The sequence below is a fragment of the Pseudomonas sp. S36 genome (assembly GCF_016647875.1).
GTDB lineage: Bacteria > Pseudomonadota > Gammaproteobacteria > Pseudomonadales > Pseudomonadaceae > Aquipseudomonas > Aquipseudomonas parafulva.
In genome coordinates this window covers 1-22,417 of record NZ_JACVVG010000007.1, presented here as the reverse complement: position 1 = coordinate 22,417, position 22,417 = coordinate 1, and the positions used below count along the sequence as shown (strand labels likewise).

Here is a 22,417-nt window from a genome sequence, read left to right as displayed (position 1 = left end):
GAAAACATTGATGCCGGGAGCCCACGCATGCCCCTAGCCGTCCAGTTCACCCAGGTTTCCCGCACCTTCGGCGAGGTCAAGGCAGTCGACCAGGTCAGCATCGACATCGCCGAAGGGGAATTTTTCTCCCTGCTCGGGCCCTCGGGCTCTGGCAAGACCACGTGCCTGCGGTTGATTGCGGGCTTCGAACAGCCCAGCAGCGGCTCCATCCGCATCCATGGGCTGGAAGCCGCTGGCGTGCCGCCGTACCAGCGAGACGTCAATACGGTTTTCCAGGACTACGCCCTGTTCCCGCACATGAACGTGCTGGACAACGTGGCCTACGGCCTGAAGGTAAAGGGCACGCCCAAGGCCGAGCGCCATAGCCGTGCCGAAAACGCCCTGGCCATGGTCGCCCTGGCCGGCTACGGCGCACGCAAGCCTGCCCAGCTGTCGGGCGGCCAACGCCAGCGGGTGGCGCTGGCCAGGGCGCTGGTCAACCGCCCACGGGTGCTGCTGCTGGACGAGCCGCTGGGGGCGCTGGACCTCAAGCTGCGTGAACAGATGCAGGTCGAGCTGAAGAACCTGCAACGGCAACTGGGCATCACCTTCGTGTTCGTGACCCATGACCAGACCGAGGCGCTGTCGATGTCCGACCGGGTGGCGGTGTTCAACCGTGGCCGTATCGAACAGGTGGACACGCCGCGCAACCTCTACCTGAACCCGGCCACCCCCTTCGTGGCGTCCTTCGTCGGCACCTCCAACGTGGTGCGTGGCCCGCTGGCCGAAGCCCTCAGCGGCAGCCCTGCGCCCTTCTCCATCCGCCCCGAACACATCCGCCTGGGCGCCGCCGGGCCCGACAGCCGCCATGTTCAGGTCGAAGGCTTGCTGCGCGATATCCAGTACCAGGGCAGTGCCACGCGCTTCGAAGTACAGCTGGACAGCGGCCAGCTGCTGGCGGTCAGCCAGGCCAATGACAGCTGGCAGGCTACGCCCCAGGCCTGGCAGCCGGGGCAACGCGTGCAAGCGCACTGGCCGCAAGAGGCCATGACCCAGCTGCAGGACACCGAGGCGTACTGACATGACCCCACTGCGCACCTTGTCCAACGTGCTGTACCAGCGACCCAACCTGTACCTGGCGCTGCTGCTGGTTGCGCCCCTGGGGTGGTTCGGTGCCATCTACCTAGGCTCGCTGCTGAACCTGCTGTGGCAAGGTTTCTACACGTTCGATGACTTCACCATGGCAGTGACGCCCACGCTGACCCTGGCCAATTTCGCAGCGCTGTTCAACCCGTCCAACTTCGACATCATCGTGCGCACAGTGACCATGGCAGTCGCCGTATCACTGGCAAGTGCGGTGCTGGCCTTCCCTATTGCCTATTACATGGCCCGCTACACCCGCGGCAAGACCAAGGCGTTTTTTTACATTGCAGTGATGATGCCCATGTGGGCCAGCTACATCGTCAAGACCTACGCATGGACCCTGCTGCTGGCCAAGGGCGGTGTGGCCCAGTGGTTCACCCAGCAATTGGCTCTGGACGGCCTGCTGCAGGCCATCCTGGGCATTCCAGGGGTAGGTGGCAGCACGTTGTCCACGTCCCACCTGGGGCGTTTTCTGGTGTTCGTCTATATCTGGCTGCCATTCATGATCCTGCCGATCCAGGCCGCGCTGGAGCGCCTGCCGCCGTCGCTGCTGCAAGCCTCGGCCGACCTGGGGGCAAGGCCGCTGCAAACGTTCATGCAGGTGACCCTGCCGCTGTCGATACCCGGCATCGCCGCCGGCTCGATCTTCACCTTCTCGCTCACCCTCGGCGACTTCATCGTGCCACAGCTGGTGGGCCCGCCCGGCTACTTCATCGGCAGCATGGTCTATGCCCAGCAGGGTGCCATCGGCAACATGCCCATGGCTGCGGCGTTCACCCTGGTGCCCATTGTGCTGATCGCCGTCTACCTCGCTGTGGTCAAGCGCATGGGGGCCTTCGATGCACTCTGACAAGGCGCCCTGGGGCCTGCGCCTGGCCGCTTGGGGCGGGCTGCTGTTCCTGCACTTTCCCATCCTGATCATTCTGCTGTACGCCTTCAATACCGAAGATGCAGCGTTCAGCTTTCCGCCCCGGGGCCTGACCCTGAAGTGGTTCACCGTGGCGCTGGCCAGGCCCGACGTGCTGGATGCAATCAGCCTCTCCCTGCAGGTGGCCTGCCTGGCCACGCTGATTGCGCTGGTGCTTGGCACGCTGGCTTCGGCGGCGCTGTACCGGCGCAGCTTTTTCGGCAAGGAAAGCCTTTCGCTGGTGCTGATACTGCCTATCGCCCTGCCCGGCATCATCACCGGCATCGCCTTGCTTTCGGCGTTCCGCAGCCTGGGTATCGAACCGGGTGTGTTCACCATCGTGGTCGGCCACGCCACCTTCTGCGTGGTGATCGTCTACAACAATGTGATCGCGCGCCTGCGGCGCACCTCGCAAAGCCTGATAGAAGCCTCGATGGACCTGGGCGCGGACGGTTGGCAGACGTTCCGCTACATCATCCTGCCCAACCTGGGCTCCGCGCTGCTGGCAGGCGGCATGCTGGCCTTTGCCCTCTCGTTCGACGAAATCATCGTGACCACCTTCACCGCGGGCCATGAGCGAACCCTGCCCATCTGGCTACTGAACCAACTCAGCCGCCCACGTGACGTACCCGTGACCAACGTGGTTGCCATGCTGGTGATGCTGGTGACCATGCTGCCCATTCTTGGCGCCTACTACCTGACCCGGGGCGGCGACGCCGTAGCGGGCAGCGGCAAATGAACCCGGAGGAACCCCCATGCAAACCCAGATGCTGATCAATGGCCAGCTGGTTGCCGGCGAAGGCCCGGCCTGGACCGTGCTGGACCCTGCCAAGGGCACAGCCCTGGCGCAAATCCAGGAAGCCAGCGAAGCCCAGGTGGATAGCGCGGTGCGTGCTGCGCATCAGGCTTTCGACCGTTGGTCGCAGGCCTGCCCCAAGGACCGCGCGCAGGCCCTGCTGGCACTGGCAGATGCCATCGAGGCCAACGGTGACGAGCTGGCCGGGCTGGAATCGCAGAACTGCGGCAAACCGCTGGGCGCTGCCCGCAACGACGAGATCCCCGCGATTGCCGACGTATTCCGCTATTTTGCCGGTGCCGCGCGCTGCCTGGGTGGCCTGGCTGCCGGCGAGTACCTGCCAGGCCACACGTCGATGATCCGCCGTGACCCACTGGGGGTGGTGGCCTCGATCGCGCCGTGGAACTACCCGTTGATGATGCTGGCCTGGAAGGTCGCCCCGGCACTCGCTGCGGGTAACACCGTGGTGATCAAGCCATCGGAGCTGACCCCGCTTACGGCCTTGCGCCTGGGTGAGCTGGCCAAGACGCTGCTGCCACCAGGGGTGCTGAACATTGTGTTTGGCCGCGGCCAGACGGTGGGCAACCCGCTGGTCACTCATCCGCTGGTGCGCATGGTTTCGCTGACGGGCTCGATCGCCACCGGGGCTCACATCATCGGAGCCACCGCCGACAGCGTAAAACGCACCCATATGGAGCTGGGCGGCAAAGCCCCGGTGCTGGTGTTCGACGATGCCGACATCGACGCCGCCATCGACGGCATCCGCACGTTCGCCTTCTACAATGCCGGCCAGGACTGCACCGCGGCCTGCCGCCTGTATGTGCAGGACGGTATCTACGAGCGTTTCGTCGAACGCCTGGGTGCGGCGGTGGCCAGCCTCAAGCAGGGTCTGCAGGATGCGGAGGGTACAGAGCTGGGCCCGCTGATCAGCGCCCAGCATCGCGACAAGGTAGCCGGCCTGGTACAGCGCGCCATCGCGCAGCCGCACATCCGCCTGGTCACGGGCGGCAAGGTCGTTGCCGGGGATGGCTTCTTCTTCGAGCCAACGGTGCTGGCCGATGCTCAGCAGGATGACGAGATCGTGCGCCACGAGGTGTTCGGCCCAGTGGTGTCGGTCACCCGCTTCACTGACGAGGCGCAGGCGTTGGCATGGGCCAACGACTCCAACTACGGGCTTGCCTCATCCGTGTGGACCCGCGACACCGGCCGCGCCCACCGCCTGGCGGCGCGGCTGCAATATGGCTGCACGTGGGTGAATACCCACTTCATGCTGGTCAGCGAAATGCCCCACGGCGGGCAGAAGCATTCAGGGTATGGGAAGGACATGTCGATGTACGGGCTGGAGGATTACACCTGCGTGCGGCATGTGATGATCAAGCACTGAATTCGTGATGAAGGCGCAACGCAACCCCGGCAACTCGGCCCTACAGCCGACATTGCAGGGGCTGCTGTGCAGCCCATCGCGACCTTTGGTCGCTCCTACGACACGCGAGCGAGGGCAACAGTGCTAATCACGCAAGTCCGACTCATGAATCGGATTCGCACGGCTGGTGGCCCGCTGGTACTGGGCGGGCCAGGTGGCCTTGTTGCCGCCCAGGTCGTCATCGGCGTGCAGTGGCCAGTAGGGGTCACGCAGCAGTTCACGGGCGAGGAAGATGATATCGGCCTGGCCCGTACGCAGAATGTGTTCGGCCTGGGCGGGTTCGGTAATCATGCCGACGGTGCCGGTTGCCATCTCCGATTCCTTGCGCACGCGCTCGGCAAAGCGGGTTTGGTAACCCGGGCCGGTCGGGATTTCGGCATGGCTCGAGGTACCGCCAGATGACACGTCGATCAGGTCTACGCCCAGCACGCGCAGGCGGCGGGCCAACTCGACCGTCTCGTCCGGGTTCCAGCCGTCCTCCACCCAGTCGGTGGCCGACACCCTTACGAACAGCGGCAGCTCCGCAGGCCACACCTTGCGCACCGCCTCTACGACCTGCAGGGTCAGGCGAATACGGTTTTCGAAACAGCTGCCGTAGTCGTCCTGGCGCTGGTTGCTCAGCGGTGACAGGAACTGGTGCAGCAGGTAACCGTGGGCGGCGTGAACCTCAACGACCTTGAAACCCGCTTCCAAGGCACGCTGGGTCGCGGCGACGAACGCGTCAACTACACCCTGGATTTCATCGCGGCTCAGTTCGCGGGGGGCGGTATGCTCGGGGTCAAAGGCAATGGGGGATGGCCCCACGGGCTGCCAGCCATCGTCTTCAGGTTTGACGCTGCCGTGCTTGCCCAACCACGGCCGGTGAGTGCTGGCCTTGCGCCCGGCATGGGCCAGTTGAATACCCGGCACGGCGCCTTGGGCGGTGATGAAACGCGTGATGCGTTGCAGCGGGGGGATCTGGGCGTCGTTCCACAGGCCGAGGTCTTCGGCGGTAATGCGGCCATCCGCCGTGACCGCCACGGCTTCGCTGAACACCAGCCCCGCCCCGCCCACGGCACGGCTGCCCAAGTGGACAAGGTGCCAGTCGTTGGCCAGGCCATCGACAGAGGAATACTGGCACATCGGCGATACCGCAATGCGGTTTGGCAAGGTCAACTGACGCAGGGTGTAAGGCTCGAGCAGCAGGCTCATGAGGGCACCTCCCAAGGACTCCTAGGGTGATCCGGCTCGGGCACTCGCAGATCGATCCTTGGCCCGATGCCGGTCAATGTTCAGACTAGACCAGATTGGGTGGGGGGTAGGTTCCATGGGATTTGGGTGGTCATGGGTGCCTGGCTTGAGAGGGATGTCGTTTTCCAGATCGAGCACCCCCAAAAAAACCACGGCAACCCCAGCAACCCTCAGCGCGGCTCCATGTGGGCGATCATCAACTGCACACTTTCATTGCCACGAAACTCGTTCACGTCCAGCTTGTAGGCCAGTTCCACCCAGCGAACGGTCGGGTTCGGCCAGACCTCGCGGTCAATGCCAAAGGCGATGCCATCCAGGCGCACGGTGCCACACTCGCTCTTGAGCACCACTTTCAGGTGGCGCTCACCCACCACGCGCTGCTCCACCAGTTGGAACACCCCATGGAACAACGGCTCGGGGAAATGCTGCCCCCAAGGGCCGGCATTGCGCAGGGCCTTGGCCAGGTCCAGGTGGAACTCCTCTACCGCCAGGCTGCCATCGGACAACAAACGGCCGGTGAGGTCGTCTTCACACAACTGGCGCCGTACTTCTTCATCGAACGCTTCGGCAAACGCCGGGAAATTCCCCTCTGGCAGAGACAGCCCAGCGGCCATGGCGTGGCCGCCGAACTTGCTGATCAACTGCGGATGGCGGGCAGCAACGGCATCCAGCGCATCGCGGATGTGAAAGCCTGGAACCGAACGGGCAGACCCCTTCAGCACACCCTCCCCCGCATCGGCGAAGGCGATGGTAGGCCGGTGGTAGCGCTCCTTCAGGCGTGACGCCAGGATGCCGATCACGCCCTGGTGCCACTCGGCATCGAACAGGCACAGCCCGTAAGGCATCGACTCCACCGGCAGGTCCCGCAGTTGGGCCAGGGCCTCGCGCTGCATGCCCTGTTCGATGGACTTGCGGTCCTGGTTCAGGCCGTCCAGCTGTTGGGCCATGTCCTGGGCCAGGGCCGCGTCTTCGCACAGCAGGCATTCGATCCCCAGGCTCATGTCATCCAGGCGCCCGGCAGCGTTCAGCCGTGGGCCGAGGATGAAGCCCAGGTCGGTGGAGGTGATGCGCCGGTGGTCGCGGCGGGCCACTTCGAGAATGGCCTTCAACCCCGGCCGGGCACGGCCAGCGCGGATACGCTCGAGGCCCTGGTAAACCAGGATGCGGTTGTTGGCATCCAGCGGTACCACATCAGCCACGCTGCCCAGCGCGACCAGGTCGAGCATTTCACCGATGTTGGGCTGCGGCTGCGTTGCGTAACGCCCGAGGCTGCGCAACCGTGCACGCAGAGCCATGAGTACATAGAAGATCACCCCCACACCGGCCAGCGCCTTGCTGGGGAACGTGCAGCCGGGCTGGTTGGGGTTGATGATGGCATCGGCTTCTGGCAACTGCTCACCGGGCAGGTGATGGTCAGTGACCAGTACCTTCAGCCCAGCGGCTTTGGCGGCAGCGACACCCTCGACACTGGAAATGCCGTTGTCTACGGTGATCAGCAATTCAGGCTGGCGTTGCAGTGCCACTTCGACGATTTCCGGGGTCAGCCCGTAGCCGTACTCGAAGCGGTTGGGCACCAGGTAATCGACGTGGGCGGCCCCCAGCAAGCGCAGGCCCAGCACGCCGACGGTACTGGCCGTGGCGCCATCGGCATCGAAGTCACCGACGATGAGAATACGCTGGCGCTGGTCGATGGCGTGCACCAGCAAATCGACACCGGCCTCGATGCCTTTGAGCTGCTGATAAGGCAACAGGCGCGCCAGGCTCTTGTCCAGCTCGGCCTCGCTCTGCACGCCACGGGCGGCGTACAGGCGGGTGAGCAACGGCGGCAGGTTACCGAGAAAAGGCAGGGCGGGCGGCAGCGGGCGAGGTTCGATACGCATGGGGTGGTTCAGCCACGCTCCCCGAGCAGCCACTGCAACTGCACTTCGTGTTGGCCACGGTCGTCGGTGACAAACACGGTGCCTTCACTGATCATCACATCCCATTTGATGCTGCGCGGCATGTCGGTGGCCAGGGTTTCCAGCACTTCCTGGGGCACCGCAGCGATGCTGAGGTTTTTCAGGTTCTTGACCGCGCCCACCACCTTGCCTTCCCACACGCGCAGGCTGCCGTAGGCCAGCAGGCTGGTGCGCTCGGTACGGCGCGAGCACCAGGTCAGGCGCTCGGCGTCGGGCTGGCCCACCTCGATCCAGTGCAGCACGCGGTCGTCCAGACTTTTTTCCCACAGCGCCGGTTCGTCTACATCCGAGAGGCCACGGCCGAACGCCAGGTTCTCGTTGTACCACAGCGCGTACGCCAACAAACGAACCGCCATGCGCTCTTCGGTTTCCGAAGGGTGCCGTGCAATGGTCTGCTTGACGCTCTCGTAGACGTTGCGGTCGAGGTCGGTCAGGTTCAGTTCGAATTTGTAGGTGGTGGACGGCTGGGCCATGGTCGCAGGGCTTCTTGCTCGAAATAAAAGTTGCCCAGTCTAACCGATCCGACACCTTGTTGTGCCGCGGCAGTATCTGCCGCTCAGGAGCTGTGATAAAACCACGGCTGTTTTCAGCTGCCACGGATGCCCCATGTCGACGCCCAGCAAACCCCTCGCCGGCCTCAAGGTGGTCGAGCTCGGCACCCTGATCGCCGGGCCGTTCGCCTCGCGTATCTGCGCCGAATTCGGCGCCGAAGTGATCAAGGTGGAATCGCCCGATGGCGGTGACCCGCTGCGCAAGTGGCGCAAGCTGTATGAGGGTACGTCGCTGTGGTGGTTCGTGCAGGCACGCAACAAGCAGTCGCTCACCCTGAACCTGAAGCACCCTCAGGGCCTCGATATTCTCAAGCAACTGCTGGCCGACGCAGACATCCTCATCGAGAACTTCCGCCCGGGCGTACTGGAAAAGCTCGGCCTGGGCTGGGATGTGCTGCATGCGCTGAACCCTCGGCTGGTCATGGTGCGCCTGTCCGGCTTTGGCCAGACCGGGCCGATGAAAGACCAGCCCGGCTTTGGCGCGGTGGGTGAATCCATGGGTGGCTTGCGCTACATCACTGGCTTCGACGACCGCCCGCCGGTGCGCACGGGTATTTCGATTGGCGATTCGATCGCGGCACTGTGGGGCGTGATCGGCGCGCTCATGGCCCTGCGCCACCGCGAAGTGAATGGCGGCGAAGGCCAGGTCGTGGATGTGGCGCTGTACGAAGCCATTTTCGCCATGATGGAAAGCATGGTGCCGGAATTCGACATATTCGGTTTTATCCGCGAGCGGACCGGCAACATCATGCCGGGCATCACCCCCTCCTCCATCCACACCAGCGCAGACGGCAAGCACGTGCAGATCGGCGCCAATGGCGATGCGATCTTCAAGCGCTTCATGCAGGCCATTGGCCGTAACGACCTGGCCGAAGACCCTGCATTGGCGACCAATGATGGCCGCGACCTGCGCCGCGATGAGTTGTATGGGGTAATCGACCGGTGGGCCAACGGCTTGCCCCTGAATACGCTGATGCAGGTGCTGACTGCCGCCGAGGTGCCGGCAAGCCGCATCTATTCGGCCGAAGACATGTTCAACGACCCGCAATACCTGGCGCGCGAGATGTTTCTGCAGGCCAAACTGCCCGACGGCAAGGCGTTCCGTATGCCGGGCATCGTGCCAAAACTGTCGGACACCCCAGGCGCTGCCGAATGGGTGGGGCCTGCCCTGGGTGAACATACTGATGCAGTGCTTGTCCGGCTGGGCTACGACGCGGTAGCCATCGCCGGCCTGCGCCAGGCAGGCGCGGTCTGATCCTGGCCCGCCCCTGCTGCAGGGGCAGCCTGGCCAGGCTCGCCCTGCTGTGCGGCTTGCTGCCCACGCTGCTCTGCCAGCCGGCCGCAGCGCGTGAGCGCCTGCTGTGGCTGGTGCGCGACCTGCCGCCCTTTACCGTATTCGAGGGCCCGGAAACAGGCCACGGCGTTATCGACCAGCTGCTCCCGCAATTGATCGAACACATGCCCGAATACGACCATGATGTTCTGCGGGTCAACCGTGCCCGTGGCATCCAGATGCTGCAGGACCCAGCCACCTTCACTTGCGACCCGATGCTGCTGTGGACAGCCGAACGTGCCCGTTACGTGCATTTCTCCATCCCGATGCTAGGCGTGCGTACCAGTGGCCTGGTGTCACTGAAGGAAAGCCAACCGCTGATTGCGCCCTACCTCGACGGCGATGCCGTGGACCTGCTGGGGCTGATGAGCCGCACCTCACTCAAGCTGGGCGTGGTTGCCGAGCGCAGCTATGGCACGCTGATCGACCACACGCTACGCCAGTTGCCCGACGCGGCCCTTAGCCGACACTACGGCACCGAAGCCACCGCCAACCTGTTGCAGATGCAACACCTGGGGCGGTTGCGCCTGGTATTGGGTTACTGGCCTGAAGTGCGCTACCTGATCCAGCAGCAAGGCGGGTCGCTGGCGGATTATCAGTTCCATCCCATCCAGGGGGTGAACCCCTATCAGTTCCTGCATGTAGGCTGTTCGGATACCCCGTTGGGACGCGCTGCGGTGGCGCGTATCGACCAGTTGCTACCAGCATTGCGCCGCGAAGTGCTGCCCCGTGCGTACGCTCGATGGCTGGCCCCTGTGGAACAGGAAGACTATCTCGAACAGAGCAGGCAGTTCTTCACTGAGCATCAGCCACCCCTTGAAGCCCGGTGAACCGCAGGCAAAAAGAAACCCCGGACGCGGGGGAGGTACGTCCGGGGTCAAGCGAAAGCCCTTGGGCTTTACGGGGCAGTATCAGCCAACACGGGAGCGAAGCATTGGCTGGCTGCACTGAAACATTCGATGAACACCTCAGGCAAAGGTTCCCTGGGGCTGCTGACGTTGCTGCAGGGCTGCAATCACACAGGGCTGCAAACGCCCTTCGGCGATCTGCAGGTCACGGTGCAGGCCATCCACCAGGTCCACCAGCAGGCGCTGTTCCTGCAACTGGAACTCGCTGACCGTGCGCTGCAAGGTAATGCCGGCCAGGTGATCGTGAACAGTCAGCTGGCGGTTGCCGCGTTCATCGGCGAGGCTGAGTTGAGCCTGGTAAGGGGCCAGTGCTTGGTTGAGCAGTCTGCAGATTCTTTCCATCCGGAACACTCGCTGGGTGGTGGGGGTACTGAAAGCAGACCAGCGCGCGCAGCGTAAAGTTCGTCACGCCGTGGCCGTTTCAGTGAGCATGCGGTGTGTTTGTGACAGTTTGAATACCCCGCCATGGGCGCTGCTGCAGGGTTTGCAGCGCGTTTTGCAAGGCTGGCGTCGATACCGGCCATGGCAGCTCAGCCAGCACCCGCAAACCCACGCCTCGGGCTTCCTGGGCCAGGTCGCGCCGCCTTGGCCCAGCGCTGCCCACAAACACCACCGGGCAGGAGGCGGGCAGTTTCTTGAGCAGGGCCAAGCCGGTGCGGGTGGGCATGGCGTGATCGACGATCACCAGGTCAGGGCACCGCACGGCCGACAGACAAGCGTTAAGTTCGGCAGTGTTCTCGCTGATGCGAACCTGGAAGATGCCTTGGGCATTGAGCGCCTGGTGCAGAAGAATCTGATGCGATGGGCGTGCCTGGTGAATCAACACATGGGGCTGGTACATGAGCCGCTCCTGTTGAGAGGACCGGCTAATCTAGGCTGGACGAAGGCCAGCCAGAATAGGACGCGTCTGAAACCACCCCAGGAAATACCTGAGGCTTCGGGGCTGACTGGCAGCCCCGATGCGCCGAGGGTTACAACGGCTTGCCGCGGTTGCCGTGCTGGCTGACGAAGGCCTGGACAGCCTTCAGGTCATTGGCCAGTACCGTGCAGCGCTCCTCGCGGCTGAACAGGTCGCTGAGGTGCACCGGCAGCTCCAGCGCCTTGCCGACGCCGGCCTGCTCGACAGCCTCGGGGAACTTGACCGGGTGCGCCGTGCCCAGCACCACCATCGGCGTGTCCAGGCTGCGACGGCACTCGCGGCCCGCTTTCACACCAATGGCCGTGTGTGGGTCAAGCACTTCGCCGGTGCTGGCGAATACATCGGCGATGGTCTGGCAGGTCTGCTCGTCAGTCACGGCCAGTGAATCGAACAGCTTGCGCGCTTCGGTCCAGCGGTCCTGTTCCACGCAGAAACCGCCACCCTGCCTGAAGTTGGCCATCAGTTCGGCAATCGCTGCCCCGTTGCGACCGTGCAGGTCGAACAGCAGGCGCTCGAAGTTGGACGAAACCATGATGTCCATCGACGGCGACAGCGTGGCGTGCAGGGTTTCCTTGACGTACTGGTTGCCGCTCATGAAGCGGTGCAGGATGTCGTTGCGGTTGGTAGCCACCACCAGTTGGCTGATCGGCAGGCCCATGTTGCGTGCCAGGTAACCCGCGAAGATGTCGCCGAAGTTGCCGGTGGGCACAGAGAACGCTACCGAACGCGCCGGGCCGCCAAGCTGCAGGGCTGCATGGAAGTAGTAGACGATCTGGGCCATGATCCGCGCCCAGTTGATCGAGTTCACAGCCACCAGGCGAGTGCCCTTGAGGAACGACTGGTCGGCGAAGCTTGCCTTGACCATTTCCTGGCAGTCGTCGAAGTTGCCTTCGATGGCGATGTTGTGAATGTTCTCGCCAAAGATGGTGGTCATCTGCCGACGTTGCACTTCGGACACACGCTGGTGCGGGTGCAGGATGAAGATGTCGACGTTGTCGCAACGGCGGCAGCCTTCGATGGCCGCAGAGCCAGTATCGCCACTGGTGGCGCCGATGATCACCACACGCTCGTTGCGCTTGGCCAGCACATGGTCGAGCAGGCGACCAAGCAGTTGCAGGGCGAAGTCCTTGAACGCCAGGGTGGGGCCGTGGAACAGCTCCAGCACCCACTCGTTGCTGTTCAGCTGGCGCAGTGGTGCCACGGCAGCGTGAGCGAACTCACCGTAGGTTTCTTCGAGGATCTTCTTGAAGTCGGCGTCGGCGATGCTGCCCTGGACGAACGGGCGCATTACGCGGAATGCCAGTTCGTGATACGGCAGGCCGGCCCAGGAAGCGATTTCTTCCTGGGTGAAACGTGGCAGGTTCTCAGGCACATACAAGCCGCCGTCGGTGGCGAGGCCTGCGAGCAGCACGTCTTCGAAGTTGAGGGCCGGTGCCTGGCCACGGGTACTGATATAGCGCATGGGGCAAACCTTTGGTTTGAGCGGCAAGTTGTGAGCTGCAAGCGGCAAGACAAGCCGATTGGCGTTGCTCTCGCGCTGTGCTTCACATCGTTGCCGCAAATGTACTCTGACGAGCGGCAAGCTGCGAGCTGCAAGCTACAAGACAAGCCGATTGGCTTTGCTCTCTCGCTCTGCTTCTCACCTTTACCGCAAAGTTTGAGCGGCAAGCTGTGAGCTGCAAGCTGCAAGAACAAGCCGACCGGCGTTGCTCCCTAGCTCTGCTTCTCACCTTTACCGCAAATGTACTCTATTGAAGCCTCAACACCGCCCTGCTTTTACTTGCAGCTTGCAGCTTGAGGCTTGCCGCTTAGTTGAGCTGTTCGACGCGGATACGTACCACGTTACCAACGACGTCCTGGAGCGCCTCCAGGGCGACAATGGCGTCGTTGATGCGCTGCTCGACCACACCGTGGGTCAGCAGGATCATCGGCACCAGGCCGTCCTGCTCCTCGGCTTCCTTCTGCATGATCGACTCGATGTTGATGCCACGCTCCGAGAGGATGCTGGCCACTTGGGCCAGTACGCCCGGGTGGTCCTTGGCCTGGATGCGCAGGTAGTAGGCGCTCTTGCAGGCTTCGATCGGCAGGATCGGGTGGGCCGACAGCGAATCTGGCTGGAAGGCCAGGTGCGGCACGCGGTTTTCCGGGTCGGACGTCATGGCACGCACCACGTCCACCAGGTCGCCGACCACCGATGAAGCGGTCGGCTCCATGCCGGCGCCGGCGCCGTAGTAGAGGGTGGACCCGGCAGCATCACCGTTCACCATCACGGCGTTCATCACACCATTGACGTTGGCGATCAGGCGGTCGGCCGGGATCAGCGTGGGGTGCACCCGCAGCTCGATGCCTTCTGCAGTGCGGCGCGCCATGCCCAGGTGCTTGATGCGGTAGCCCAAGGCTTCGGCATAGTTCACGTCGGCAGTGGTCAACTGGGTGATGCCTTCGGTGTAGGCCTTGTCGAACTGCAGCGGAATACCGAACGCGATGGACGCCAGGATGGTCAGCTTGTGCGCGGCGTCGATCCCTTCCACATCGAAAGTGGGGTCGGCTTCGGCATAACCCAGGGCCTGGGCTTCGGCCAGCACGTCGGGGAAGGCGCGGCCTTTCTCACGCATTTCGGTGAGGATGAAGTTGCCGGTGCCGTTGATGATGCCGGCCAGCCAGTTGATGCGGTTGGCCGACAGGCCTTCGCGGATGGCCTTGATCACCGGGATGCCACCCGCCACGGCGGCCTCGAAGGCCACGATCACACCGTTCTCGCGGGCCTTGGCGAATATTTCGTTGCCATGGACAGCGATCAGCGCCTTGTTGGCGGTGACCACGTGCTTGCCGTTCTCGATGGCCTTGAGCACCAGGTCACGGGCCACGGTGTAGCCGCCGATCAGTTCGATGACAATGTCGATCTCCGGGTTGCAGGCAACTTCGAACACGTCAGCGGTAATGGGGGTACCGGTAATCTGGCAGTTCGGGTTCTGCGAGCGCATGGCAATCTGTGCCACTTCAATACCGCGCCCGGCACGGCGGGCAATCTCCTCGGCGTTGCGCTGAAGTACATTGAAGGTTCCGCCACCGACGGTCCCCAACCCACAGATGCCTACTTTGACCGGTTTCACTGTGAACTCCCCATAGAACGGTCGACACCCTTGCCGACCGTGAAACATGCCGTCACCCCATGACGACGGCGCATTGAACTGAATTACTTGGCCAGTGCCAGCTTGGCCACTTGCGGTGCCGGCTGGTAGCCCGGAATGACCTGCCCGCTCTCGAGCACGATGGCTGGTGTGCCATTGACACCGATCGACTGGCCCAGCTGGAACTGCTTGCTGACCGGGTTGGCGCACTTGGCCGCCTTGATTTCCTTGCCTTCCACCATCTTGTCCATGGCCGCACGACGGTCACTGGAACACCACACGGCCTGCAGTTGCTGGTCGCCTGGCGAGTTCAGCCCCTGACGCGGGAACGCCACATAGCGTACCTCGATGCCCCGACGGTTCAGCTCGGGCACCTCGGCGTGCAGCTTGTGGCAGTACGGGCAGGTGGTGTCGGTGAACACGGTGATGTGCGATTTGGTTTCGCCCTTGGCGGGGTAAACCACCATCTCGGCAGCCGGAATGCCATTGATGAGCTTGGCAATGCCCATGCGCTCGGTTTTCTCGGTCAGGTTGACCGGCTTACCGTCCTGGATCTGGAACAGATAGCCCTGCATCACGAACTGGCCATCGGCACTGGCATACAGCACACGGCCACCCTGCAGCTTGACTTCATACAGGCCACTGAGCGGGCTGCTGGCAACGCTTTCTACAGGCACTTCCAATTCAAGGTTTTGCAACGACTTGCGAATAGCCTGCTCGGCACCGGCATTGCTGTCGGTGGCCGCAGCAGCGGCGAAAGTGCTGGCCAGCGCCATCGCGGCGGCGGCAAAAAACTGGGTCACGCGCATGGGAACTCCTGAGGGCGGACAGGGACCGGAGGGCGTCACCTGCGGGAAAACGCGGCGACCGTGCGGTCCTTGGTGCAAACCGGCCAAGCCTACCACATCACGCCCCTGTTTAAGGGCCCTGCAGGGTGCCGGCCAGCGGAACATGAAAAACATTCATCCACGGGGGTGGTGCTGGGCATGTAGCTGCTGAAGGCGTGCCTTGGCCACGTGGGTGTAGATCTGGGTGGTGGACAGGTCGCTGTGGCCCAGCAGCATCTGTACCACACGCAGGTCGGCACCGTGGTTGAGCAGGTGGGTGGCAAACGCGTGGCGCAGGGTATGGGGCGACAGCGGCTTGTCGATCCCGGCCACCCGAGCATGGTGCTTGATACGGTGCCAGAAGGTCTGGCGAGTCATCTGCTCACCGCGCAGGCTCGGGAAAAGCACATCGCTGGGCCGGCCATTGAGCAGCTCGTCGCGGCCATCGCGCAGGTAGCGCTCAAGCCATACCACCGCCTCCTCCCCCATGGGCACCAGGCGCTCCTTGTTGCCCTTGCCCATCACCCGCAGCACACCCTGGCGGAGGTTTATCTGGTCCAGGGCCAGGCTGATCAGTTCGGTCACACGCAGGCCACAGGCATACAGCACCTCAAGCATGGCCCGGTCGCGCTGGCCGATGGCCTCCCCCAGGTCGGGGGCCTGCAGCAGGGCCTCGACATCTGCCTCGGACAGAGACTTGGGCAACGGCCTGCCCAGCTGCGGCATGTCCACCTGCAGCGTCGGGTCCACGGCCACCTGCTTCTCCCGCAGCAAGTACCGGTAAAAGCCTCGCAGGCCAGACAGAAAGCGTGCAGTGGAACGCGGTTTGTAGCGTTGGTCCAGGCGCCAGGCCAGGTGGTCGAGAATCAGTTCGCGCCCAGCGTCGGGCAGGCTGATGCCACGCTCCTGCAGCCAGCCGTTGAACAGGGCCAGATCGCTTCGGTAGGAAACCCGGGTGTTATCAGACAGGCCTTTTTCCAGCCATAAGGCATCGAGAAACGCGTCGATCAGGGGGTGGTCCAGGGCGGGCATTCGGGGGCTGCTGGGTTACAAAGAAGGGGCTAGTGTTTCACAGCGGCTGGCGGGTTGTCTTCACCCGTCGATACAGGGAGCCAACAGGATTACAAAAAGCAAAAAAGCAGCCCGAAGGCTGCTTTTTTCTCGCTAGGCGGCGTTTGCCACCGGGCAAACTGTACTCAGGACAGTTTTTCCTTGATGCGAGCGGCTTTGCCGGACAGGTCGCGCAGGTAGTACAGCTTGGCTTTACGCACGTCACCACGACGTTTCACGGCCAGGCTGTCGATTTGCGGGCTGTAGGTCTGGAAAGTACGCTCAACACCCACACCGCTGGAGATCTTGCGCACGGTGAAGGCGCTGTTCAGGCCGCGGTTGCGCTTGGCGATAACAACGCCTTCGAACGCCTGCAGACGGGAACGCTCACCTTCCTTCACTTTAACCTGGACGACAACGGTGTCGCCTGGTGCGAAGGTCGGGATTTCCTTGCTCATCTGCTCTGCTTCGAGCTGCTGGATGATCTTGTTGGTCATGCTGTGCTCCTAAGATGGATACGCGATCCACCATCGATACGTTTAACTATCGTCCCGCTCGCGGAGGTATTCCTCGAGCAGCTTCTTCTCTTCTCCAGAAAGTGAGCGACTTTCCAGAAGATCGGCGCGTCGTTCGAAGGTCCTACCAAGGGACTGCTTCATTCTCCAACGCCGGATGTGTGCATGGTTGCCACTTAGCAACACGTCGGGAACACGCTGATCCGCATACACCTCAGGCCGGGTGTAGTGCGGGCAATCCAGCAGACCGTCGGTGAAAGAATCTTCCTCCGCCGAGTCCACATGCCCTAAAGCTCCGGGCAGCAGCCGTGTAACCGCATCGATCAGTACCATGGCCGGCAGCTCGCCACCGGAAAGCACATAGTCGCCAATCGACCACTCCTCATCGACATGAGCCTCGATAAAGCGCTCGTCAATGCCTTCATAACGACCGGCGATCAGGATCAACGATTCCTGTTCGGCCAGGCCTTTGACCGCCTGCTGAGTCAGCTTGCGGCCTTGTGGCGAGAGGTAGATCACCTTCGCCGCTGCTCCGGTTGCCTGCCTGGCGTTGACCAGTGCATCTTCCAGAGGCTTGATTTTCATCACCATGCCCGGACCACCGCCAAACGGCCGATCATCTACCGTATGGTGACGATCTGTGGTGTAGTCCCGCGGGTTCCAGCAAGTCACCTGAAGCAACCCCTGTTTCACCGCGCGGCTGGTAATGCCGTACTCCGTGATGGCCGAGAACATCTCGGGGAACAACGTGATGACGTCTACGCGAAGGTTACCCATCGTCTAGAAGTCCGCATCCCATTCAACCCGCATCACGCCTGCTTCCAGGTCGACGTTGAGCACGCATTGCGCCGTATAGGGCAACAGACGCTCGCGATCATCCAGGCTGCCTACGCAGGGTTTGACCACCATTACATCGTTCGCACCGGTCTCCAACAGGTGATCGACCGTGCCGAACAGCTGTTCGTCCTGGTTGATGACCTTCAGACCTACCAACTGGTACCAGTAGTACTCGTCGGCAGCCAGGTTGGGCAAAAGGCTCCGCGCAATGCAGATTTCGTAACCGCTGAGAAGCCGGGCTTCATCACGATCATCGAGGCCTTTAAGCTTCACGACCAGGCCCTTTTGGGAGCCACGACCGCTGACCAGCTCGACCTGCTTTACCTTGCCTTCGTGCCGAAGCGTCCAGCCGGGATAATCCAACAGGTTTTCAATCGGATCGGTAAAGGAGTACACCTTCACCTCGCCGCGAACGCCGTGAACCGAAAAAATCTTGCCAACGACGATGAGGTCGTCAGCCTTTTCTGGCGTCGCGTTCATACTGCTCAGGCGGCAGCCTTGGCAGCGTCCTTCAGCAGCTGAGCAACGCGCTCAGACGGCTGTGCGCCCTGGCTCAGCCAGTAGGTGACACGCTCTTGGTTGACCGACAGCTTGACTTCGGCGCCCGATGCGATCGGGTTGAAGAAGCCAACGCGCTCAACGAAACGGCCGTCACGGGCGTTACGCGAGTTGGTCACGGTCAGGTGGTAGAAAGGGCGCTTTTTCGAGCCGCCACGGGCCAGACGAATGGTTACCATGTGAACATCGTTCCTATAGTCGGTGCTGCAGTTTGTACTGCAAATCTGAATGCCAAATAGGCACACGGGTGCCCAAAAGGCCGCATATTCTCAGGGAATACACGGACATTTGCAAATGCCTTTTTCGGCCTGGCCTTGCCACGCCGTCCGGATTTGCCGTTATAAGCCGCGCCTTGCGCGGCCGTTGCCCCCGCCAAGGCGGAGGTTCTGGGCGCCTGCCCAATGAGGGCCAGGCGCTCTGAACAGGGTTTACAGCTTCGGCATGCCGCCGCCTGGCAGCATGCCGCCCAGGCCGCGCATCATCTTGGCCATACCGCCCTTGGCGGAAAATTTCTTCATCATCTTCTGCATTTGCTTGTGCTGCTTGATCAGGCGGCCGATGTCTTGCACCTGGGTGCCGGAACCCAGCGCGATGCGGCGCTTGCGCGAACCACTGATCAGGTCGGGGTCACGACGCTCGGCAGGGGTCATGGAGTTGATGATCGCCTCCATCTGCTTGAACTGCTTCTCGGCCGCTCCTTGAGCACCGCCCATCTGCGACAGGTTGACGCCACCGATGCTCGGCAGCTTGTCCATCAGGCCACCCAGGCCGCCCATGTTCTTCATCTGTTGCAGCTGGTCGCGGAAGTCTTCGAGGTCGAAGCCCTTGCCCTTCTTCAGCTTCTTGGCCAGCTTGTCGGCCTTGGCCTTGTCGATGGTCTGTTCGGCCTGCTCGATCAGGCTGAGCACGTCGCCCATGCCGAGGATGCGCGAAGCCACACGGTCTGGGTGGAACGGTTCGAGCGCTTCGCTCTTCTCGCCCATGCCGATGAACTTGATCGGCTTGCCGGTGATGGCGCGCACCGACAGCGCCGCACCACCGCGGGCATCGCCGTCCACCTTGGTCAGTACAACACCGGTCAGCGGCAGTGCTTCGCCGAAGGCCTTGGCGGTGTTGGCGGCGTCCTGGCCGGTCATGGCGTCGACCACGAACAGGGTCTCGATCGGCTTCACTGCAGCGTGCAGGGCCTTGATCTCGCCCATCATGTCGGCGTCGATGTGCAGGCGGCCGGCGGTATCGACGATGACCACGTCGATGAACTTCAGCTTGGCTTCACGGATGGCCGCTTCGGCGATAGCCACCGGCTTCTGGCTGATATCGGAGGGGAAGAAGGTCACCCCGATGTCATTGGCCAGGGTTTCGAGCTGCTTGATCGCTGCCGGGCGGTAAACGTCGGCAGACACCACCATCACGCTCTTCTTCTTGCGCTCCTTGAGGAAACGCGCCAGCTTGCCGGCGGTGGTGGTCTTGCCCGCGCCCTGCAGGCCAGCCATGAGCACCACGGCGGGCGGGGCCGCATTGAGCGCGAGATCTTCGTTGGCTGCGCCCATCAGGCTTTCGAGTTCGGCCTGAACGATCTTGACGAAGGCCTGCCCCGGGGTAAGGCTACGCGACACCTCGGTGCCGACCGCACGCTCCTTGACGCTGTTGACGAAATCCTTCACCACCGGCAGGGCAACGTCGGCCTCGAGCAGGGCCATGCGCACTTCGCGCAGCGTGTCCTTGATGTTGTCTTCGGTCAGCTTGGCCTTGCCGGTAACATGGCGCAGCGTCTGTGACAGGCGGTCGGTCAGGTTTTCGAACATGGTGATCCTTTCAGGCCCAGTAGAAGCCGAGGTTTGTCAGGCGCCGGGAGAGCAAATACAGACCCGCCAGGCGCAGCAAGGCGGCGATTATAGCGAAGTGCAGCGCCGCCGCACACCTCGGCTTCCGAGCGGCAAGCCACAAGCTACAAGCCACAAGAAAGAGCTGGTGCGCGTGACGGCTGCTTTTTCTTGCAGCTTGCAGCTTGCAGCTTAAAGCTTGCCGCTCGCCCGTCTGGCTTGCGAACCGCAAGCGATAAGCTACAAGCCACAAGAAGGAGCTGGCGCGCGTGACGGCTGCTTTTTCTTGCAGCTTGTAGCTCAAAGCTTGCAGCTCAAAGGTGCAGCTTGCAGCGGGCTATGCCAAACTCCGTCTCTTTAGGGCTCGCCAACCAGGACTTATGTTCTCCTCTCCCAGCCTCATCCCCAACCTGATCGCTGCCGTGCTGTACACCGTTGCGGCCATCTACCAGGGCTCGGCCCTGGCCAAGGGCCGAAAGGCCGACAAACGCCTGCCTGCCCTGCTGGGCACAATTGCCGTGCTCGCCCAGGGTGGCGCGCTGTTCTTCCAGCTGATCACGCCGCTGGGCCTGAGCCTGGACTTCTTCAGCGCAGCCAGCCTGATCGCAGTGGCGGTCATCGCCCTGACCTTGCTGGCCTGCATCAGCATCCCCGTGGAAAACCTCCTGGTGCTGCTGTTCCCCCTGGGGGCTGTGACCGCGCTGCTGGCGCAATTCGCGCCACCCGGCACGGTGCCGCTGATCGACGAAGAACCCGGCATTCTTGCGCACATCCTGCTGTCGATCCTGGCGTATGGGCTGTTCACCATCGCGGTGTTCCAGTCGCTGTTGCTGCTGGTGCAGGACCGCCAGCTGAAAAACAAGCACCCGTCCGGGCTGATTCGCAACTTCCCGCCCTTGCAGACCATGGAAAGCCTGCTGTTCGGCTTTCTCTGGGCAGGCTGGTGCCTGCTGTCGCTGTCGCTGATTTCTGGCTGGCTGTTCCTGGACAACCTGTTCGCCCAGCACCTGGTGCACAAGACGCTGCTGGCCTGCGTGGCCTGGGTGGTGTTCAGTGTGCTGCTGTGGGGCAGAACCCGCCTGGGCTGGCGTGGCCACAAGGCCATTCGCTGGACGCTGGCAGGTTTCTGCCTGCTGATGCTGGCCTATTTCGGCAGCAAGCTGGTCCGTGAATTCATCCTGCACATCTGACGGCCACCCATGAACATCCTGCCGTACGCACCGCTACTCGGCACTTCGGCACTGGCACTGCTGTGGTCCGCCCTGTTCACTGCCGTCGAGGCCGCCCGCACACACCCGGCCACACAGCAGGCCGAGGGGGACGGGCAGCCCGCCCTGCCCGGCCCGGCGCTGGTGTTGTGCGCCAGCCTGGGCAAGCTGCTGGTGCTCGCCCTCGCCTGCCTGATCGGCCTGCGCGAGGGCGGTGACCATGGCTTCTGGCTGGCAGGCCTGGCTGCCGCCGCTGCCCTGCTGGTGTTCGCCGAATACCTGCCGCGCCGGCTTGCCCGCCGCAACCCGCAGGCGTTCGTGAGCCTGGGTGCCAGCCTGCTGCAGATGCCACTGGCGGTGCTACAGCCACTGGCCTGGCTACTCGATGGCTGCGCAAAGCTGTTGCTGCGCCCGTTTCGCATGCAACCCGCCGCCGTGGCGCTGCACCCGCAGCAAGCGGCTCTCTTCGATGAAGACGACGAACACGACGCACCTCGCCGGGGCCTGCTGGACGGCATGCAGTCACTGGACAAGATCACCGTCAACGACATCCTGGTGCCGCGCAACGAGGTAGACGGCATCAACCTCGATGACCCGATCGAACGTATCAGCGAACAACTGATTGTCAGCCGTCACACCCGCCTGCCGGTCTATCACAACGATATCAACCAGGTCGAGGCGGTCCTCAATACCAAGCTGATCAGCCACCTGCTGCCCCACGGTGGCCTGACCCTGCAAGCGCTGCGTGACGCTTGCTACGAGCCGTACTTCGTCCCCGAAAGCACGCCCCTGAACCTGCAACTGCTCAACTTCCACAAGCAGCAACGGCGCCTGGGCGTGGTGGTGGACGAGTACGGCGAGGTGCTGGGCATCGTCACCCTGGAAGACATCCTTGAAGAGATCGTGGGTGAGTTCGAAGACGAGCAGAGCCTGGACAACCCCCATGTGCACAAGCAGGCCGACGGCACCTGCGTGATCGACGGCGTAGCCTCCCTGCGCGAGATCAACCGCACCCTGGGTTGGCACCTGCCCTGCGATGGCGGGCCGAAAACCCTCAACGGGCTGGTCACCGAAGCCCTGGAAAGCATACCGGCCAGCGCGGTGTGCCTGAAAATCGGCCGCTACCGCCTGGAAATCCTCGAAACAGAAGACAACTGCGCCAGCAAGGTACTGGTATGGACCGTGACCCGGTAGCTATACTGCGGTCACGCTTACCCAGCCCCGCCGTCCCGCCTGCTACCCGCACCCGGTGGTTTACGGCCAACCCGCCTGACTGACACGCCCAGCGGTTCTGCTTCAACACCCCGAACAGTGCCCGCCC

At 63.0% G+C, this 22,417-nt stretch carries 23 protein-coding genes; 8 read left to right on the top strand and 15 right to left on the bottom strand.

The annotated features are described in order from the left end of the window. Nucleotides 1-27 precede the first annotated feature (27 nt). The 4 genes from IAE36_RS05645 to IAE36_RS05630 are packed head-to-tail and all read left to right on the top strand — an operon-like array spanning nucleotide 28 to nucleotide 4,209. On the top strand, nucleotides 28-1,059 hold the full coding sequence (locus tag IAE36_RS05645; RefSeq protein ID WP_201210980.1) for an ABC transporter ATP-binding protein: 1,032 nt from the start codon (nucleotides 28-30) through the stop codon (nucleotides 1,057-1,059). A 1-nt stretch (nucleotide 1,060) separates the two neighbouring features. Beyond that, nucleotides 1,061-1,972: an ABC transporter permease gene (locus tag IAE36_RS05640; RefSeq protein ID WP_201210978.1), complete on the top strand. Its 912-nt coding sequence runs from the start codon at nucleotides 1,061-1,063 to the stop codon at nucleotides 1,970-1,972. Next, complete coding sequence (locus IAE36_RS05635; protein WP_201161851.1) at nucleotides 1,962-2,768, top strand: ABC transporter permease; 807 nt, start codon at nucleotides 1,962-1,964, stop codon at nucleotides 2,766-2,768. The genes IAE36_RS05640 and IAE36_RS05635 overlap by 11 nt, the downstream gene beginning before the upstream one ends. A gap of 16 nt (nucleotides 2,769-2,784) precedes the next feature. Further along, on the top strand, nucleotides 2,785-4,209 hold the full coding sequence (locus IAE36_RS05630; RefSeq protein WP_201210977.1) for a gamma-aminobutyraldehyde dehydrogenase: 1,425 nt from the start codon (nucleotides 2,785-2,787) through the stop codon (nucleotides 4,207-4,209). A gap of 123 nt (nucleotides 4,210-4,332) precedes the next feature. On the opposite strand, the gene IAE36_RS05625 is transcribed toward IAE36_RS05630, so the two are convergent. From IAE36_RS05625 to IAE36_RS05615, 3 genes are all read right to left on the bottom strand, one after another. Then, a complete protein-coding gene (locus tag IAE36_RS05625) occupies nucleotides 4,333-5,439 on the bottom strand; it encodes an NADH:flavin oxidoreductase/NADH oxidase (RefSeq protein WP_201210976.1) in 1,107 nt (368 codons plus the stop codon). A gap of 209 nt (nucleotides 5,440-5,648) precedes the next feature. Continuing rightward, nucleotides 5,649-7,358, bottom strand: a complete 1,710-nt coding sequence (recJ, locus tag IAE36_RS05620; protein WP_201210975.1) for a single-stranded-DNA-specific exonuclease RecJ — start codon at nucleotides 7,356-7,358, stop codon at nucleotides 5,649-5,651. 8 nt (nucleotides 7,359-7,366) lie between these two features. Continuing rightward, nucleotides 7,367-7,909 (bottom strand): YaeQ family protein, encoded by a 543-nt coding sequence (locus tag IAE36_RS05615; RefSeq protein ID WP_028634855.1) that lies wholly within the window; start codon nucleotides 7,907-7,909, stop codon nucleotides 7,367-7,369. 133 nt (nucleotides 7,910-8,042) lie between these two features. Between IAE36_RS05615 and IAE36_RS05610 the strand changes: the two genes are divergently transcribed. Continuing rightward, nucleotides 8,043-9,242: a CaiB/BaiF CoA transferase family protein gene (locus IAE36_RS05610; protein WP_201210974.1), complete on the top strand. Its 1,200-nt coding sequence runs from the start codon at nucleotides 8,043-8,045 to the stop codon at nucleotides 9,240-9,242. A gap of 29 nt (nucleotides 9,243-9,271) precedes the next feature. After that, nucleotides 9,272-10,150, top strand: a complete 879-nt coding sequence (locus IAE36_RS05605; protein ID WP_201211183.1) for a TIGR02285 family protein — start codon at nucleotides 9,272-9,274, stop codon at nucleotides 10,148-10,150. Nucleotides 10,151-10,288: 138 nt separating this feature from the next. Here IAE36_RS05605 and IAE36_RS05600 read toward each other — a convergent pair whose 3' ends face one another. The 12 genes from IAE36_RS05600 to IAE36_RS05545 all read right to left on the bottom strand — a co-directional run bounded on the left by IAE36_RS05600 (nucleotide 10,289) and on the right by IAE36_RS05545 (nucleotide 20,192). Next, entirely contained in the window at nucleotides 10,289-10,570 is a 282-nt protein-coding gene (locus tag IAE36_RS05600; protein ID WP_028634852.1) for a DUF3509 domain-containing protein, read from the bottom strand. A gap of 79 nt (nucleotides 10,571-10,649) precedes the next feature. Then, the gene (locus tag IAE36_RS05595; RefSeq protein ID WP_201210973.1) at nucleotides 10,650-11,069 is read right to left on the bottom strand and encodes a response regulator; all 420 of its coding nucleotides are present in this window, start codon (nucleotides 11,067-11,069) and stop codon (nucleotides 10,650-10,652) included. 130 nt (nucleotides 11,070-11,199) lie between these two features. Then, complete coding sequence (thrC, locus tag IAE36_RS05590) at nucleotides 11,200-12,609, bottom strand: threonine synthase (protein WP_201210971.1); 1,410 nt, start codon at nucleotides 12,607-12,609, stop codon at nucleotides 11,200-11,202. A gap of 346 nt (nucleotides 12,610-12,955) precedes the next feature. Next, entirely contained in the window at nucleotides 12,956-14,260 is a 1,305-nt protein-coding gene (locus IAE36_RS05585; RefSeq protein ID WP_028634849.1) for a homoserine dehydrogenase, read from the bottom strand. Nucleotides 14,261-14,343: 83 nt separating this feature from the next. Further along, nucleotides 14,344-15,087, bottom strand: coding sequence for a thioredoxin fold domain-containing protein (locus IAE36_RS05580; protein WP_028634848.1), 744 nt, complete (start codon nucleotides 15,085-15,087; stop codon nucleotides 14,344-14,346). 153 nt (nucleotides 15,088-15,240) lie between these two features. After that, on the bottom strand, nucleotides 15,241-16,137 hold the full coding sequence (gene xerD, locus IAE36_RS05575; protein ID WP_201210969.1) for a site-specific tyrosine recombinase XerD: 897 nt from the start codon (nucleotides 16,135-16,137) through the stop codon (nucleotides 15,241-15,243). 164 nt (nucleotides 16,138-16,301) lie between these two features. Beyond that, the gene (gene rplS, locus IAE36_RS05570) at nucleotides 16,302-16,652 is read right to left on the bottom strand and encodes a 50S ribosomal protein L19 (protein WP_003252148.1); all 351 of its coding nucleotides are present in this window, start codon (nucleotides 16,650-16,652) and stop codon (nucleotides 16,302-16,304) included. A 42-nt stretch (nucleotides 16,653-16,694) separates the two neighbouring features. Then, nucleotides 16,695-17,447 carry a tRNA (guanosine(37)-N1)-methyltransferase TrmD gene (gene trmD / locus IAE36_RS05565; RefSeq protein WP_028634846.1) on the bottom strand — a complete coding sequence of 251 codons (753 nt, stop codon included), beginning with the start codon at nucleotides 17,445-17,447 and terminating at the stop codon, nucleotides 16,695-16,697. A gap of 3 nt (nucleotides 17,448-17,450) precedes the next feature. Further along, nucleotides 17,451-17,987 (bottom strand): ribosome maturation factor RimM, encoded by a 537-nt coding sequence (rimM, locus tag IAE36_RS05560; protein WP_201210967.1) that lies wholly within the window; start codon nucleotides 17,985-17,987, stop codon nucleotides 17,451-17,453. A gap of 5 nt (nucleotides 17,988-17,992) precedes the next feature. Further along, on the bottom strand, nucleotides 17,993-18,244 hold the full coding sequence (gene rpsP, locus IAE36_RS05555) for a 30S ribosomal protein S16 (protein ID WP_008094480.1): 252 nt from the start codon (nucleotides 18,242-18,244) through the stop codon (nucleotides 17,993-17,995). Nucleotides 18,245-18,493: 249 nt separating this feature from the next. Beyond that, a complete protein-coding gene (ffh, locus tag IAE36_RS05550; protein ID WP_201210965.1) occupies nucleotides 18,494-19,870 on the bottom strand; it encodes a signal recognition particle protein in 1,377 nt (458 codons plus the stop codon). Nucleotides 19,871-19,880: 10 nt separating this feature from the next. After that, nucleotides 19,881-20,192 (bottom strand): hypothetical protein, encoded by a 312-nt coding sequence (locus IAE36_RS05545; RefSeq protein ID WP_201210963.1) that lies wholly within the window; start codon nucleotides 20,190-20,192, stop codon nucleotides 19,881-19,883. Nucleotides 20,193-20,268: 76 nt separating this feature from the next. Between IAE36_RS05545 and IAE36_RS05540 the strand changes: the two genes are divergently transcribed. Both IAE36_RS05540 and IAE36_RS05535 read left to right on the top strand, forming a co-directional pair. Beyond that, nucleotides 20,269-21,078, top strand: a complete 810-nt coding sequence (locus IAE36_RS05540) for a cytochrome C assembly family protein (RefSeq protein ID WP_028634843.1) — start codon at nucleotides 20,269-20,271, stop codon at nucleotides 21,076-21,078. A 9-nt stretch (nucleotides 21,079-21,087) separates the two neighbouring features. Beyond that, on the top strand, nucleotides 21,088-22,290 hold the full coding sequence (locus tag IAE36_RS05535) for a transporter associated domain-containing protein (RefSeq protein WP_201210961.1): 1,203 nt from the start codon (nucleotides 21,088-21,090) through the stop codon (nucleotides 22,288-22,290). The last annotated feature ends 127 nt before the right edge of the window (nucleotides 22,291-22,417 follow it).